Below are 16,126 nucleotides of genomic sequence, written 5' to 3'. Positions count from 1 at the left end.
ATCGCCAACGACTCCGAGTACGGCCTCTCCGGCGGCGTCTGGTCCTCCGACGAGGCCCACGCCCTCGCCGTCGCCCGCCGCATCCGCACCGGCACCATCAGCATCAACGGCGTCCCGACCGGCTACGACGGTCCGTTCGGCGGCCACAAGAACAGCGGTATCGGCCGTGAGTTCGGCGCGGTCGGCCTCGGCACCTACACCGAGTACAAGTCCATCACCGTCTGAGACCCCACAGCCCACCCAGGCCCCGGCCCGGGCCAGGAACACACCGAGCGTCACAAGGCGTACCCGGCCGTTGCCCACAAGCTGCCGCGCTTCCCCGGGACCGGGACGCGCACCTGCTTCCGCGCCTCCGCCTCCGGAACACCACCCACCAAGGCGGCCACACCACCGCGCCACTCCACATGCGCCCGACGCTTCGCCGCCACCGCGTAGTTGAACGCCAACCGCGCTCCCACACCACCAACCACCCCTGGGACCGTCCCCGCGCACGCGGGGACGGTCCCAGATCGACCACGGGCCCGGTGGGCATGGGGCCCTGCTCCCCGCTCACCCGGACGTCCCACTGTCCGTGGACAATCACGGAAAGCGTAGATCAGCACAACGGACAGCCCATCCTTCGCGTGAGACGCTCAGCAAATGATGGCGCGGTCGACGACAGCGATACCCAAAACCAGCCAAACTTCGCCGTCCCCTACACAAGGCCGCTCCTTCCCGGTCCTACGAGCCCAACCCACCAGCCGGTCAGGCTCCCGCAAACCTCATCGACTGCAAACCTCACCGACGTACCGCTTCGACGAACGCACGAACAGGAGGCGTGCACCCACAGGGAACTGCGGGACCTCCTGCCCTCCGCCGCGTCGGGCAAGCCGCAGCACGGCGGGTTCCGTCTCGGTCCCTCCTCCAGCCTGGCGAAGGTGGAAGGCGTCCAGGAGGTGGTCTGGGCGGCCGACCTGACGGAGAAGGGGCTCGACCCGGCCCGCCACATCCAGGGCTGCGACGCTCCTGGAAGACGGCGAGCAAAAACGGCGAGAAGAACCGCCCACCCGTGATCGGCGAAGGAAACATCAGCTCCGTGAGCACCGACTTCTCCGACGACACCACGGCTTGGCCCGTCCCGACCACCCCGGCCGGTCACGATCCGGCTCTCCTCGCACTGGCGATGCGCGACATGCGGCTGACCTGGCGCGCCCGCGGCGTCCTGGCCGAACTCACCCTCGGCTACCTGCCCGGACAGAAACCCACCATCAGCGACCTGCTCTCCCTGACCCGCGACGAGCGCGGCCCCGTCGCCGAGGGACGCGGAGCCCTGCACACAGCCGTCACCGAGCTGCGCACCCTGGGCTACCTCACGATCGAGACCACCACGTCCAAAATCGGCGAGCGCCTGGTCGTGGATCTCGCCCCGGCCCCGTACGCCCACCTCATCCCCACCAGCGTGCCGCGGTAGTCGCGGGGCGCGGGCCGCCACTTGGCACTCGGAGGGCCTTGCTCCTTACTTTAAGGTTTGACTGGTAGTCGGCCGTGTACGCCGTACGGGGGCGTCGGACGGTTCGGGGCGCGCGTCCGCGCGGACTCAGCGAGGTGAGATGGAAGAGAGCACGTTCGGTGGACTGCTCCGCGCGGCACGGCAGGAGTCGCTGTTGACTCTGGAAGGCCTCGCCGCGATCTCCGGGGTGAGCGCGCGAGCCATCAGCGACATGGAGCGCGGCAGGAGCATGCCGCGGCAGGCCACCCTCGCCGAGGTGCTGGACGCTCTTCAACCCGACGAGAACACACGCCGTCGCCTCGTCGCCGCGTCCGCGCGGCACGGTACGGGTGTTCCACGCCAACTGCCGCCGGACCTGGCCGTCTTCCGGGGGCGTGAGGACGCGCTGAAGGCCGTTCGCGCGGTGACGTCGCAGGTGGCCGACCACGGTCCGTGCGTCGCCATCGCCGCGGTGGGGGGTATGGCCGGGGTGGGCAAGACCACGCTGGCCGTGCACTGGGCGCACGAGGTCGCCGATCTCTTCCCCGACGGGCAGCTCTACGTCAACCTGCGCGGCTTCGACGAAGCAGCCAGCCCTCTGACCCCGGGCGAGGCACTCGGCGGGTTCCTCTCGGCTCTCGGGGTACCCCGCGACGGCATACCGGCCGACGCCGAGGGCCGTTCGGCGCTGTTCCGGGAATGGGCGGCATCCCGGCGGATGATCGTTCTGCTCGACAATGCCCGGGACGGCGAACAGGTCAGGCCTCTGCTGCCCGCCTCCGCGGGCTGCCTGACCCTCGTCACCTCGCGCAACCAGCTCTCCGGTCTCGCCGCGGTCGACGGCGCGTCCCTCATCAACCTCGACGTATGGGCCCAGACGGAGGCCGTCACGGCGCTGGCCGCCAGAGTCGGACAGCAACGGTGCGCGGCGGAACCCGAAGCAGCCGCCGAACTGGTCCGGCTCTGTGGATATCTGCCCCTGGCCGTCGCCGTCATCGGGGCACAGATCGGTGCGGTCCCCGAACTCTCCCTGCGCGCGGCTGCCGAAGAACTGCGTGGTGCGCGGCTCGACGCCCTCGCCGTGCACGACCGGCGAGCCGACGTACGCGCGGTGTTCTCCTGGTCCTACGGGGCGCTCGCCCCGCAGACGGCCCGGTTCTTCCGGCATCTGGCCCTCCATCCGGGGTCGGCGGTGTCCGCCGAGGCCGCGGCCTCTCTGTCGGGGGTGGAACTGGCCCAGGCACGCAGGCATCTGCGGGAACTGGTCTCGGCCAGCCTGCTCTCCCGGGACGCGGAGGGACGCTACGTCCTGCACGATCTGATCCGCGCCTACGGCGCCGAACTGGCCGGCCAGGAGCACGACGACCGCATGGCCGCCTGGACCCGGTTCCTGGACTACCTCCGGCACAACGCACACGCGGCCAGCGGTGCCCTCGAAACACGGCTCACGTCCACACTCGGGGAAGACCCCGCGCCGGGAGTGGTCCTGACCGCGATCGACACTCACGCGGAGGCGCTGGACTGGTTCCGCCGGGAGGAACCGGCCGTCATGGGTGCCGTGGTCGGCCTGGACGAGGCCGCGTTGCTGCCTCTGCGCACCCGGCTCACCGCGGACTGGGAAGGCTACTTTTCGATCATGGGCTTGTGGGCCGAGGAAATCTCGGTCCAGCGGATCTGTCTGGCCGCCGCCGTGACCCTGGACGACCCGGTCGCCATCGCACGCAACAGCGGGATGCTGGCACGGGCGCTGACCGAGACAGGACGAGCCCACGACGCCGACGAACCGGTCGAGTCGGCACTCCGGCAGTTTCCCCGGCTGTCCGTGGCCGAGCGGGCCAGCGCTGAACGCTGTGTCGCCTGGGTGCGCGGCCGTCAGGGACGTCTCGCGGACGCCCTGCGGCACGCGCGCGGGGCGCTGGCGCTGTACCGCACCCTCGACCAGCCCAGTCATGTGGCACGCGAGCTGAACGCGGTCGGCTGGTACCTCGCTCTCCTCGGCGAGTACCCGGAGGCCATCGCCATGTGCCAGGAGGCGCTTCCCATCCTCCAGCAGAAGGGCAACCACCGGAACGAGGCCGCCACGTGGGACAGTATCGGCTACGCCCGGCAGCACCTGGGCGACCTCGACACCGCCATCGCCGACTACCGATGCGCACTGGCCCTCTACGAGCAGGTTCTCGACACCTACGGGCAGGTGGAGGTGTTGGACCACCTCGCCTCCGCCCACCTGGCGAAGGGGGAGGCCGGGCAGGCGACAGCGCTCTGGAACCGGGCCGCCGGCCTGCTGGGCCCGACCGGTGGAGCGCGCGCCGACGAGATGCGCTCCAAGGCGGCGACGGCGCAGCCGTAGCCGGCATGTTGCCTGGTGAGTGGCGGGCGGGACGCGGATGACCGGATCCGGTCGCACCGGTCGACGCACGAGGCAGTCGGACGGATCGGCGCGCGGGGCCTCGGTGGCGCAACCGCGCACGCCATGCCGATGATCATTGACCGGTTGGGGCGGCGGCGCCGCCGGGAACCGGGGCCGGGGTGGGACGGGAGGGGAGGCGACTGTGTCCGAAGAGATGCCGTTCGGGCTTGTCCTGCGCGGTTTTCGGCAGAAGCGTCTGCTGACGATCGAAGGGCTGGCCGAGGCGTCGGGGGTGAGTGTTCGAGCGATCAGCGATATGGAGCGTCTGCGCAGCCGGGTACCGCGACGACGTACGGTGGCGGCGCTGGCGGAGGGACTGGGGCTGGCGGACGCGGACCGCGAGGCGCTGCTCGCCGCGGCCGTGTCGGTACGTCCGGAGCAGTCGGTCGCCGCTGCGGGGACGGCGCTGCCGAGATCGGTGGGGGATTTCTCGGGACGTGAGGCGGAGATGTCCCGGTTGAAGGACGCCGCGGGGCGGGCGGTCGCCGGTGCGGGGGTGCCGGTGTACGTGGTGTCCGGTCCTCCGGGGTGCGGGAAGACGACGCTGGCGCTGAAGGCGGCGGCGGACCTGGCGGACGCGTTTCCCGACGGCTGCTTCATGGTGGATCTGCACGGTGTGGAGAGCCCGGTGGATTCGGGCGAGGCCCTGCTGAGGCTCCTGAAGTCCCTCGGGGTGACCGAGTACCAGTTGGCGCAGTTGGACGCGTCGGGCCGGGCCGGTCTGCTGCGGTCGCTGCTGGGTGACCGCCGGTGTCTGGTGGTGTTGGACAACGCCCGCGACGAGGGGCAGGTCCGGCCGCTTCTGCCTGCCGGCGGGCGCAGTCTCGTACTGGTGACAAGCCGGCGACCGCTGTCGGGCCTGGAGGACGTGGACAGACTCGCGTTGTCGGGGCTGGCGCAGACCGAAGCGGTGGACTTGCTGCGCCGGATCCTGGGGGCGCAGCGTGCCGATGCGGAAGCCGGGGCCGTGGCCGAGGTGGCGGAACTGTGCGGGCGCCTTCCGCTGGCCTTGCGGGTAGCGGGGAACTGGCTCACGGTGCGTTCCGGGTGGAGCGTCGGCCATCTGGCGCATCGGCTGGCCGACGAGGAGCGCAGGCTGGGAGCGCTGACCGCCGGGGACGTGCGGGTGGAGGCGGCGTTCGAACTGTCGTACCGGCAGCTGACCGTTCAGGCGGCCAGGATGCTGCGGCTGCTGAGCGTGGTCCCGAGTCCGGACATGACCGCCGCTTACGGCGCCGCACTGAGCCGTACCGCGGTGTTCGACGCCGAGGACGTGATGGCGGAACTCGTGGAGGCGGGACTGCTCCAGGCCACCTTCACGGGCCGCTATCAACTGCATGATCTGCTCCGGCTGTTCGCCCGCGCCCGGCTGCGGGAGGAAGGGGCCGCGGAACGGGACGCGGCCGAGGAGCGGTTGCGGGACTGGTTGCTGGACACCGCCACGACGGCTGGTCTCCGGTTCAGGGACGGGCAGCGGACGCCGTCGTCCGCCGGTCAGGGGCTGGGTCTGTCGGAGAGCGCCGAGCAGGCCCGGAACTGGCTCGTGAGCGAAAGTGCCGCCTGGTTCGCCGCCCTGCGGGGGGCGGCTTCGCGCGGCGAGCACGTCCGCGTCGCGGAGACCGCCGAGGCTCTGGAGGTTCTCGGCGGCGGCTGGGACGGCTGGCGTCTCTGGAGTGAGGTCTACCGTCTGTCCAGCGAGGCCGCCACCGCACTCGGGGACCCCGGCAGGCAGGCCTCCCATCTCAGCAACTATGCCTGGACACTGGGGTACGAGGGGAGGTATCGGGAGGCCATCGACCGCGCCGACCAGGCACTGGAGTGTGCCCGTAGAGCCGGGGACGCCTCGCAGCAGGCCTGGGCGCTGCTCATGGCGACGTCACCTCACAAGCAGCTCGGCGAGTTCCAGGCTTTCATGGACAAGTCGCGCGCCGCCGTGGAGCTGTCGGAAGGCGCCGGCGACCACAAGAACTGGCTGGTCGCCATGCAGTCCTATCGAGCCGCCCTGCGCGACATGGGCCGCGTCGAGGAAAGCATGGCCCTGCACGCACCTCTCATCGCCCTCCTGGACGCGCCCGACTCCCCGCTGCGCCAGGACATCGCCGCTCACGTCCGCGCCAGGACGATCTGCGGGCTCGGTCGCGACTACGCCGCCCTGGGACGGTGGCACGAGGCCGCCGAGCACTTCCGGAGCGGCCTGCTCCACGTGCAGCGCGTCGGCATCCCCTACGCCGAGAGCAGCATCCTCCTGGACCTCGCGGAGGTGTTGGTCGAGCTCGGAGAGACGGAGGAGGCCCGTGCCTGCTTGCGCCGCATCCTTTCCTTCGGCGAGACGGCCAAGAGCCACGACCTGGCGATCGCTCAGACGCTCCTGGCCTCCCTGCCCGGCGGGCGGTAACGGGCCGGGGCCCGGGAGCGCGGCGTACCGGCTCGTCCGGACGCGGCGCCGTGCCCGGCGAGAACGCCTCGTTCCCGGACGGCCCGGCGCCGCTCGCCCATGAGGTCCGCAGGCTCGGCGGGCGGCCGGGAAGGCCCCGCAGGCCGACGAGTTCCGCTGGTGGCGGTCGCCCTCGACCGTGGAGGGAGCGCCGATCCACCAATTAGTCACCTGCTTGACAGGTGACGCCCATATGCCTCAGAGTCGTCCTCATCGACGCGGTGCAGCCGTGGTGTGGCCACCCGTCAGTTCGTGAGGTCGCGAAGGCGCGGTCCTCCGCCCACCGACGCCCACCGGCCCGTCGAAGGACGGTGGCGTCGCCTCTGGAGGTCGTGTTGCTCACGCTGATACTCATCGGACTGGCGGGCGGGTTCGTCACTGCCATCTCTCCGTGCATCCTGCCCGTCCTGCCCCTGGTGTTCCTGTCCGGAGGGCTGCCCGCGACGGGGCAGGACGCCGCAGGACCGGCACACCGGGGCCGGCCCTACGCGGTCATGGCCGGGCTGGTCCTCAGCTTCACTCTGATCACCCTCTTCGGAACCCTGGTGCTCGGCGCTCTGCCGCTGCCGGAGGACATCGTCCGCTGGGCGGGCCTCGGCGTCCTGCTGCTGATCGGCATCGCCATGATGTTCCCGAAGGTGCAGGACCTGCTGGAGCGTCCGTTCGCACGGGTCGGGCAACGGCAGGTGGCCGGCACTCGCAGTGGATTCCTCCTCGGCCTCGCGCTCGGCGCGGTGTACGTGCCGTGCGCCGGCCCGGTGCTCGCGGCGATCACCGTCGCGGGTGCCACCCAGCGAATCGGGGTACGGACCGTGCTGCTGGCCGTCGCGTTCGCGGTCGGTACGGCCGTTCCCCTGCTCTTCTTCGCGCTCGCGGGCCGACGTGTCGGCGAACGGGTACGCGCCTTCCGGACCCGGCAGCGGGGTGTCAGGATCGCCGCCGGGCTGGTCTTCGTCGTCCTGGCGCTGGGGCTGACCTTCGACGTCACCGACGCCCTGCAACGCGCGGTCCCCGACTACACCGCCCGTATCGACCAGGCGATCGCCGGCGGGATCCCGGCGACCGGCTCCGACGGGAACCGGGCCCTGCAGGAGTGTGTGGAGCAGCCGTCCTCCGAACTGCGCGACTGTGGCGACGCACCTGAGATCTCCGGTACGGGGAAGTGGCTGAACACACCGCAGGGCGCGCCGGTGACCACGGACGCGCTGAAAGGCAAGGTGGTCCTGGTCGACTTCTGGGCCTACTCCTGCATCAACTGCCACCGCGCCATCCCGCACGTCAACGCCTGGTACGGGCGGTACAAGGCCCATGGACTGGAGGTGATCGGGGTACACAGCCCCGAGTACGCCTTCGAACACGTGCCCCGGAACGTCAAGTCGGGCGCCGAACGGCTCGGCATCACCTATCCGATCGCTCTGGACAACAAGTTCACGACCTGGAACAACTTCCACAACCTCGCCTGGCCCGCGGAGTACCTCATCGACGCCGACGGGCGGGTACGGCACGTCTCCGTCGGTGAGGGCGGCTACGCCGACGAGGAGAAGGCGATACGGGAGCTGCTGGCCGCGGCGCGTCCGGGCTCCTCCCTGCCGGCACCCGTGGACGTGCCGGACAAGACCCCCACCGATCCCGGCCAGACCCCGGAGATCGGGCTGGGAGCGGGACGGAGCCTCGCCGTCGCGAACGGGCCGCTCAACAAGGGCACCGGCGCCTTCGTCCACCGGGGAAGGCTGGAGTCCGGTCAGTACGCTCTCAACGGCGAGTGGGAGGTGGGCTCCGAATCGCTGACCAGCAAGCGGAATTCCTCGATCGAGCTGCGCTTCTCCGCCCACGACGTCTATCTGGACGTGGGCGGGACCGGCACCGTCACCACGACCCTGAACGGGAAGACCACCACCCGAACCGTCTCCGGCGCGCCCAACCTCTACCGGGTGGCGGGCGGCACCGGGTCCGGGCAGGACATGCTGACCCTCGAGCTCTCCCCCGGGCTCAGCGCCTACTCGTTCACCTTCGGGTGAGGCCGGGCCGGTTCCGGCCGGACCGTGGCACCGCCCGCGAACTTCCCCTCCTGCCGGCTCCTGGTCCGAGGAGCCATGAGCCACCTGACCGCACAGTAGAAATAGGTGTTTGTCCGTCGCGTGGTCCCGGCAACCGAGTTTTTACGGCCCAGGACTCACATAGCCCGAGGTCAACGGCTAGCCTCGACACACTTGACGACGACAGTCCGAGGACAAACATGCAGCTCCACCTCAACCATCCGCCGGAGCCCCACAGCGCGCCCCGGCTGGCGGCTGCCATCGTCGAGGCCGCCGCGGACATCAGCGAGGTCGAACTGGACTACAGCCCCGGCAGCATCGACGTGGTCGAGGACATCGTCGACGGCTTCCGGACCGACGGCGTCACCGGTGAGGAAATGGCCGAGTCCCTGGTGAGCTTCGGCTGCTACGTGGGCGAGATACTCGCCCGCCACGCCGGAGGAACCTGGCACGTGGCCGCCGGGGCCTCTCCCGCGTTCCCTCTCTCCGTGCGGTTGCCCGGCGAGAGGGAATACCACCCGATCGACTGGGTCTTCCAGCGGCTCGAGCGGGGCGCCGGGATCAGCATCCGCGGCCTGTACGCACAAGCCGTTTCCGGCGGCTCGTCGACGGCCGACCGTGCGCATGGCTGAGCGGCACGGAACACCTCACGGCCTGCGGACACCTCACTTCCCCGCGGACGACGGGTTCCTGGCGGTCCGAGCGGCCGAGCGGCACCTGGTGACGGAGTTGTTGTCCGGCACGTCCGGCGGCGGCCGTGTGCTGCGGGTGAGCGGCGACGCCGGCACGGGCAAGAGCGCCCTCCTCCGGTTCGCGTCGACCGCGGCGGCACGGCAGGGGTACTCCGTACTGACCGCCTCCCCGGCGCCGGCCGAACGGGAGCTGCGGTACGCGGCGCTGCACCGTCTCCTCCACCCCCGCCTGCCCCGCCTCGGCCAAGTGCCGGCCGACGCACGTTCCCTCCTCCGCGCGGCGTTCGGCGGGAGTGGCGAGGCCCCCGCGCCGGACCGGCTGGCCGGAGCCGCGCTGACGTTGCTGGCCACCGTGCCGGGCCCTGTCCTCCTGTGCGTGGACGACCTCGACCGGCTCGACACCGCCAGCCAGGACACCCTGCGCCTCCTGGCCGGGCTGGTCGGCGCGACCCGGACCAGTCTGGCCATGGCCGAGCGTGTGGCTTCTGCCGCCCCCCTCGCCCCGGACGAACTCGCCGTCGCCCTCGGACCGCTGGGCACGGCGGAGTCCCGCGACCTCGTCCGGCGTTCCGGCCGGGCGAAGACGTACGCCGAAGAGGAGCTGGTGCTCGCTGTCGCCGGGGGAAACCCTCTCGCCATCACCGAACTGGCCGTCGACGGCCGCGCGCTCGGTGACACGGCGGGTTTCGGCATGCTGCCGGCGACACCCCGGCTGGCCGAGGCGTACGCCCGTGATCTGGAGGGGTTGTCGTCGGCCGCGCGCGACGTACTGCTCGTCGCGGCGCTGAGCTGCTCGTCCGGCACACCGGACGTGTTGCGCGCCGGCGCGCGTCTGCTGGGCAGCGACACGGCGGCCCGGGCCGGCCTGGCGGAGGCGGCAGCACGGTCACTGATCGTCGAGAGCGAGGACCACCTGCGCTTTCCCCGGCCGCTGGTCAGGCCGGCGGTGCTGCACCTGGAGTCGACCGCGCGACGTATGAGCGCCCACGCGGCACTCGGCCGGAGCATCGCGAGTCCGCCGCACGCCGCCTGGCACGCGGCGCAGTGCGCGGTCGGCGGCGACGAGGAACTGGCCGAGAACCTGGAGAGGCTGGCGGACGGTCCCCAGCCGGGCACGGCGGTGCTGTCGGCGCTCGCGGCGCTCGACCGCGCGGCCCGGGTCACCTCGGAACCCGGGCGTCGCGCGAACCGCTCGCTGCGCGCCGCCGAACTGGCCTGCCACCACGGCCTGCCGGAGCAGGCCCTCCAGCAGGCCCGGGGCATCGCCGCCGCGGACCTCGGGCCGCTGGGCCGTTCCCAGTTGCTCTGGCTGCACGACCTGCTGTCGGGGAACTCCACGGGCGGCCGGGAACGTATCGCCGAACTCTGCGCGGCGGCGCGCGACGCCGCCGCCGACCACCCGGCTCTCGCGCAGAAACTGCTGCACGCGGCGGCCGGCCGGTGCTGGTGGCAACGGGCGGGGTCGGCCGAACGCGAGAGGGTGGTGCGGGCCGTGCGGGAACTGCGGCCCCGGCCGTGGGACCCACGCGACCTCGCCGTCATGGCGCTGACCGATCCGCTGTCCACCAGCCGCGAACCCCTGCCCGACACGTCGGCGCTGTCCGGTGAGGACCGGATGCTGCTCGGTCAGGTCGCGCATCTCACCGGAGACCTCGTCGGTGCGGCGCCCCTGCTGGCGGAGGCCGAGGTGGCCGCCCGGGCCGACGGACGGCACGCGCGTCTGCCCCGGATACTCGTGGCCCGGGCGCTGGGGGAGATCTGGCTGAGCACCCGGTGGCAGGTCGCCCGCGGCCTCGCCGTGGAAGGCAAGGCGATCGCGGAGCGGACGGGCCAGGCGGACTGGGCGGCGCGTGCCGCAGGCGTCCACGGCGTCATCGACGCGCTGCAGGGCCGGCACGACACGGCGCTGGCACGTGCCGCAGAGGTGGAGGAAGCATCCCTGCGACTCGGCCAGAGCGGACAGTTGGGCCTGGCGTCCCTCACGCGCGCCCTGGCCTCCTCCGACACCGGTCGGTACGCCGAGGGATACGCCCAGTTGCGCGGGCTGTTCACCGAACACACCACGCCCTATGCCTTCGAGCAGTTCTGGGGGCTCGCCTTCCTGGTCGAGGCCGCGCTCCCGGCGCGGCAGTCGGCCGACGCCGCGGCCGTCGTGGCGCACGTCGAGCGACAGACCCGTGGCGGCCGGGCGCCGCTGCTCCGTCGGGTTCTGGCCTATTCCCGCGCGGCCCTGGCCCCCGACGCGGAGGCGGAGGCGTGCTGGAGAAGGGCTCTGGACGACGAGGCCGGGCAGTGGCCGCTGCTCCACGCGATGTCCCTGTTCGGCTACGGTGCCTGGCTCAGACGCTGTCGGCGCGTCGTCGACTCGCGCGAACCGCTCGCCAGGGCCGAGGCGGTCTTCCGCGAACTCGGCTGCACGTCCCGTACCGAACTGACCGCCGCGGAACTGGCCGCGGCCGGGCGGCCGGAGACCGAGCCGGCCGAGGACGGTGCGTCGGGCGTACTGACACCGCGAGAACTCACCATCGCCCGGCTGGCCGCCCGCGGCCTGTCGAACCGGGCCATCGGAGAGCAACTGCGGCTCTCCTCCCGGACCGTGGCCGTACACCTGTACAAAATCTTCCCGAAGCTGGACGTGACCTCTCGCGGGCAACTCGCCGGGCGGATCGGCAAGGAGTGACCCCGGCCCGGGCGGCGGACCTGAGCGCCGCTGCCGGCCGTCCCGCCTGACGGGCAGCCGCTCCCCGGTCCGTCGCCGGGCGGACGGGCGTCCTCTCGCTGCCGGGCGACGTCACCGGACAGGTCCCAGCGCGTCGGTCAGCTGGGTCCGCGCGGTCACGCCCAGGCGGGGGAAGATGCGGTAGAGATAGGACCCGATGGTGCGGTGCGAGAGACCGAGTTCCGCGCCGATCTGACGGTTCGACATGCCTTGGGCGGCGAGGCGGGCGATCCGCAGCTCCTGGGGGCCCAGGAGTTCCGCCGTCCGCCCCTCCTCCGCGGCGGGTGCGCCGCCGTCCGACCGTCCACCGGATGCCCTGAGTTCCTCGGTGATCCGGGCGATCCTCGCTTCGGCGCCCGCCGAACGGAAGGTGGCCGCCGCCTGTCGCACGGTGACCCGGAAATCGGCGACCTCGTTCCTGCGGCGCAGCAGACGTCCGTGCGCCAACCGCCGGGACGCCTCCAGGAACGGCGCGTGCGAGAGGTCCGCCGCGAAGGCGCGCGCGAGGCGGGCCTCCGTGTCCTCGTCGTCCTCGGCCACGAGGGCCCATGCCACGGAGAGGCCCGCAGCGGCGAGGGGCGGGTGCTCCGCTCCCATCCGGGCCTCGAAGCCGCGCAGCCCCGCACGCGCCTCCTCGACGGTGTGCGCCGCTTCCGCGGCCTGCGCGAAGGGGACGAGCGCGAACAGCGCCGCCATGCGGGGCTGCGGGTCGGCGAGGAGGGCGGAGAGCGTGGCGAAGCCCGCGGCGAAGTCGCCGCCCTCCACCTGTGCCCACCCGGTGCACAGGGTGACGAGGTCGTCGACGGTGCGCACGGAGCGGCGCGCGGACTCCCGCTCGCGGTCACTGACCGGACGCACCGTGCCGGTACGCAGTCCTCGTACCAGGTCGCCCAGGAGACGGGCGGTCGCCGCATGATCGGCGTGCCCGTGCTCCGCGCCCAGTACGGCGCACTCCCGGAACGACCGCTCGGCCTGGACCCAGTCACCGGTGAGCACGTGGCACAGCCCCTGCTGGAGCAGAACCCACGGCAGGTGGTCGGCGCGCTCGTGGAGGCGGTGCCGGCCCTCCGCCCGCCGGTGCAGTTCCAGGGCGCGCAGCGGATCGCCCGTCAGCCAGGCTGCCTCGCCGAGATGCTCCAGAACGTGCACCGGCGCGTCTTCGGACTGCCGGTGGGCGGACACGCGCCGGACGACGGTCATGGCACGGCGCGGCGCGGCGACGGTGGCCACGGCGTACAGCAGCCGCGGGTCGTCCGCCCGGTCCGGGACCTTGTCGAGGAAGGCGAGCAGAGCTTCCGAGCATGCGGCGTCACCGGCCATCGAGGGCGCCGAGAACCGGGCCAGTTCCATCGCGTCCTCCTCGCCCCGTGTCCCGGCCGGAGCCGGCCAGTCGGCCGGGGCACGCCACCGGATCCCGTCGCGCAGGACAAGGGCCTCGGCGTAGAGCGTGCCCGGCGGGGTGAGGGGGAAGCGGAGGGCCCGGTGAGCCATCGCGCGCGCCGTACGCTCCCGGCCGAGGCTCTGGGCGAGCTGCGCGGCGAGCAGGGCACAACGTCCCCGGTCCTCGGGGACCTCGTGCAGATCCGCCGCCCGCGAGAGCAGACGGACCGCCAGCATCGGCTCGTCCCCCTCCAGCGCCCGGCGGTGTACGGCGTGGAGCCGGTGGGCCAGTTGCGCGTCGACGCCGCGCACGGCCTGCGACAGGTGCCAGAGCATCCGTACGGGGTCCTGCTCGGACACCGCCGACAGGGCGGCGTGCGCGGCACGGACGCGCCGCGGTCCGGTTTGGTGGGTCACGGCTCCCGGCATGGCGGGATGGGTGAACCGGAGCCGCGTGCCGTCGCACTCCACGAGACCCTCGCGTTCAGCCGGTTCCACCGCGGAGAACCCCAGCTCCTCACCCGCCAGCCGGGAGGCCGCCGAGAGCAGTCGGGGCAGTTCGCCCGCGGGATGCAGCGCCGCCACGAGCAGCAGATCGCCGGTGGCCGACGGCAGCCGCGCGACGCCCGGTGCCAACGCCGCGACCAGCCTGTCGGAGGACGGGGGGATCCAGGGCAGGGGATCGGTCGTCCGGACGGGCAGTTCGAGGAGGGTGAGGGGGTTGCCGCCGGCGGCGGTCAGCAGTTCGCGTTCGGCTTGTCGGCCGTTGCCCGCTCGCCTCTGGGCCAGGAGAGCGAGGGACTGGACCGCTGTCAGCGGTGCGATCGTGGTCGTGGGGATGCCGGTCAGTGGCGCCAGACGCCGGGGGTGGGGGCGCGAGGCGATCAGCACGGCCGGTGCCTGTCCGCCGGCGCGTCGCGCGACGAAGGACAGCACCTCTCTGCTGGGAGCGTCCAGGGTGTCCCAGTCGTCGACGACCAGCAGGAGCGGGCGGGCGCGACCGGCCCGCTCCATGAGGTCCAGCACGGCGTACGGCAGCCGGTCCCGCTCGGCCCGCCCGGGAATCCCGCCGACGGGTGTCACCGGGCTCGACGACGGCCCGAAGGGCGGGAAGTCGGTCCATTCCTCCCGCATCCCGGCGAGAAGACGGTCCACGCCGGCGTACTCCTGTGGGTCGTCTCCTCGTCCGCCGGCGCACCGCAGCACGCGCAGGCCGGCAGCGACCGCCATCTCCGCAGCCGCTTCGAGCAGTTCCGACTTGCCGGACCCCGCGTCGGCGCTCAGCACCCACGCCGCTCCGGGCCTGCGGGCGCCGTGCACGAAGTCCCGCAGCTCCCGCAACTCCCGCTCGCGTCCGACGAGGCGGGGGGCGCACGGCCGGTCCCGAACGAGGAAGGTGGCCGTCGGCACCGTCCCGCGGTCCGCTTCCTCCGCGACGGCGAGAGAGGTGCCCTCGGTCCACGTACTCATGGGTGGCCTCCGTTCGGGGTGCGGAAGGTTCCCCACCGGCGTGGGGGAGGCGTTCTCCTGCACCGCTCTCATCCCACCGGACCCGGGTCCGCCCAGCCAGGCAGTTCACATGCAGTTTGGCCTCGCACGCCGCCGAGGCGGAGGAGGGGGAGCCGGCCCCCTCGGCCCGGAGCCGGACGCCGGATATGACATGTGGCCGGAAATCACCCCGGACGCCGGCGGAGGAACGGGATGGACGCCACGGCCCCCGGTCGGTGTCAACGCCGGACCGTGGCCAGGAGTGCGCGCATGTCCTTGATCATCGCCGGCCGGAAGTCGGACTGCTCGGGCAGGGCGGGCTCGTCGTCGAAGCCCTCGTACGTGTCGTCGCCCTTGTAGTAGTGGCTCACGGAAAGCGTCAAGGAGAGGACGGCGGCACCGTCCAGGACCCGGAGTTCGCTGTGACCGGCGTCCTTGACGATCACGAAGGCCGCGTCGCCGAGTCCGGGAACGGGCTTCACCGCGTCCGGCGGGACGACCCCCGCGTCCGTCACACGCTGTTGCGCCTCGAACTCCTCCCCCGGGTCGGACTTCTTGTGCACCGCCACCGTGACGTCGACGCCGTACACCGTGAACCATGGCCCCGCCTGTTCGTCCTCACGGCCCCCGCCCAGCGGTATCGTGCAGCGAATCTGATCGAGGGCGGGATACCTCAACACCCCCGAATCGATCACCGCGTCGGTCGCCGGCGGCGCGATGGCGGTACCGAGCGACGTCAGCCCGACGGACCGGCAGAAGCCGTTCCCGAGCCGAAACGCCGACGCGTCGGGCTTCCCGGCTCCCGGACCGCCCCAGAACACCGCCGCGGTCCAGACCGCCGAGGCCACCGCGGCGCCCGCGACAGCGCTCAACCAGGGTTTCACGTCACGCCGCCGCCCGGGCCGCGGGTCCCGGTCGTCCAGGACGTCGAAGTTCTCCGACGGCTCCATGTGCTCCCCCGGCTCCAGATCGTAGATCACCCAGACGCTCCCAAAGATTCGTCCGCACGTCGCCGCGACCGGGGTCCACAGCGCCTGGCCACGCACAGATCCTGGCCATTCACAGCCCCGAAGACACGTGACCGCAGACATACGGGGTGCCGCGGCACTGCCGTTCACCGACGCCGGTGCACCGCCACCGATACGTGTGGCTCGTCGCGCAGTATGCCAGCCACGCCGACACGCGAGAACCCGGGACGGGGGACGGGCCGCCGCCGCACCCTTCCCGTCGGCGGACGCTTCGTCACCGCCGGGGCGTGGTGCCGGCGTCGTCGCCCGCTCCGGCGTGGGACGACGAAGTCACCGGCGGCGAGCGGGCGGCCGGGCCCGAGAACACCCCTGCGGCCGGACAGCCCGGCAACCGGACACCTCGGCGACCGGACACCCTGCGACCGACACCCTGCGACCGGACACCTTGGTCACCTACTTGACCGGTGACTTCGATGCGTGTCACGATCACGATCACCGCTCAGGCCGGTGATGACTCGATGTGCCGCCCGA

The 16,126-nt window shown here is 72.2% G+C and carries 9 protein-coding genes; 7 read left to right on the top strand and 2 right to left on the bottom strand.

All coding sequences use genetic code 11. The features are described from left to right. From ACFWEE_RS13635 to ACFWEE_RS13605, 7 genes are all read left to right on the top strand, one after another. Positions 1-225: aldehyde dehydrogenase family protein (locus tag ACFWEE_RS13635; protein WP_386888828.1), on the top strand; the 225-nt coding region annotated here is incomplete at its 5' end. An 850-nt stretch (positions 226-1,075) separates the two neighbouring features. Next, positions 1,076-1,450: a hypothetical protein gene (locus tag ACFWEE_RS13630; RefSeq protein WP_386888826.1), complete on the top strand. Its 375-nt coding sequence runs from the start codon at positions 1,076-1,078 to the stop codon at positions 1,448-1,450. A gap of 139 nt (positions 1,451-1,589) precedes the next feature. Beyond that, positions 1,590-3,818 carry an ATP-binding protein gene (locus tag ACFWEE_RS13625; protein WP_386888825.1) on the top strand — a complete coding sequence of 743 codons (2,229 nt, stop codon included), beginning with the start codon at positions 1,590-1,592 and terminating at the stop codon, positions 3,816-3,818. 202 nt (positions 3,819-4,020) lie between these two features. Then, entirely contained in the window at positions 4,021-6,273 is a 2,253-nt protein-coding gene (locus ACFWEE_RS13620; RefSeq protein WP_386888824.1) for an NB-ARC domain-containing protein, read from the top strand. Positions 6,274-6,647: 374 nt separating this feature from the next. Further along, positions 6,648-8,330 carry a cytochrome c biogenesis protein CcdA gene (locus ACFWEE_RS13615; protein ID WP_386888822.1) on the top strand — a complete coding sequence of 561 codons (1,683 nt, stop codon included), beginning with the start codon at positions 6,648-6,650 and terminating at the stop codon, positions 8,328-8,330. Positions 8,331-8,548: 218 nt separating this feature from the next. After that, complete coding sequence (locus ACFWEE_RS13610; RefSeq protein ID WP_386888821.1) at positions 8,549-8,980, top strand: hypothetical protein; 432 nt, start codon at positions 8,549-8,551, stop codon at positions 8,978-8,980. Continuing rightward, a complete protein-coding gene (locus ACFWEE_RS13605) occupies positions 8,973-11,720 on the top strand; it encodes a LuxR C-terminal-related transcriptional regulator (protein WP_386888820.1) in 2,748 nt (915 codons plus the stop codon). Before ACFWEE_RS13610 ends, ACFWEE_RS13605 begins: the two co-directional genes overlap by 8 nt. 111 nt (positions 11,721-11,831) lie before the next feature. Here ACFWEE_RS13605 and ACFWEE_RS13600 read toward each other — a convergent pair whose 3' ends face one another. Both ACFWEE_RS13600 and ACFWEE_RS13595 read right to left on the bottom strand, forming a co-directional pair. Then, entirely contained in the window at positions 11,832-14,609 is a 2,778-nt protein-coding gene (locus ACFWEE_RS13600) for an AAA family ATPase (RefSeq protein WP_386888818.1), read from the bottom strand. A 257-nt stretch (positions 14,610-14,866) separates the two neighbouring features. Then, a complete protein-coding gene (locus tag ACFWEE_RS13595; protein ID WP_386888817.1) occupies positions 14,867-15,607 on the bottom strand; it encodes a hypothetical protein in 741 nt (246 codons plus the stop codon). Between the last annotated feature and the right edge of the window lie 519 nt (positions 15,608-16,126).

The organism is Streptomyces sp. NPDC060184, assembly GCF_042728795.1.
Lineage (GTDB): Bacteria > Actinomycetota > Actinomycetes > Streptomycetales > Streptomycetaceae > Streptomyces.
The sequence above is the reverse complement of the archived record's forward strand: the minus strand, read 5'-3'. Positions and strand labels throughout refer to the sequence as shown.

What these genes read in the sequence shown, in the direction of transcription:
- ACFWEE_RS13610 (WP_386888821.1), top strand. Translation starts at nt 8,549, where the DNA reads ATGCAGCTCCACCTCAACCATCCGCCGGAGCCCCACAGCGCGCCCCGG.
- ACFWEE_RS13600 (WP_386888818.1), bottom strand. Translation starts at nt 14,609, where the DNA reads ATGAGTACGTGGACCGAGGGCACCTCTCTCGCCGTCGCGGAGGAAGCG.
- ACFWEE_RS13625 (WP_386888825.1), top strand. Translation starts at nt 1,590, where the DNA reads ATGGAAGAGAGCACGTTCGGTGGACTGCTCCGCGCGGCACGGCAGGAG.
- ACFWEE_RS13605 (WP_386888820.1), top strand. Translation starts at nt 8,973, where the DNA reads ATGGCTGAGCGGCACGGAACACCTCACGGCCTGCGGACACCTCACTTC.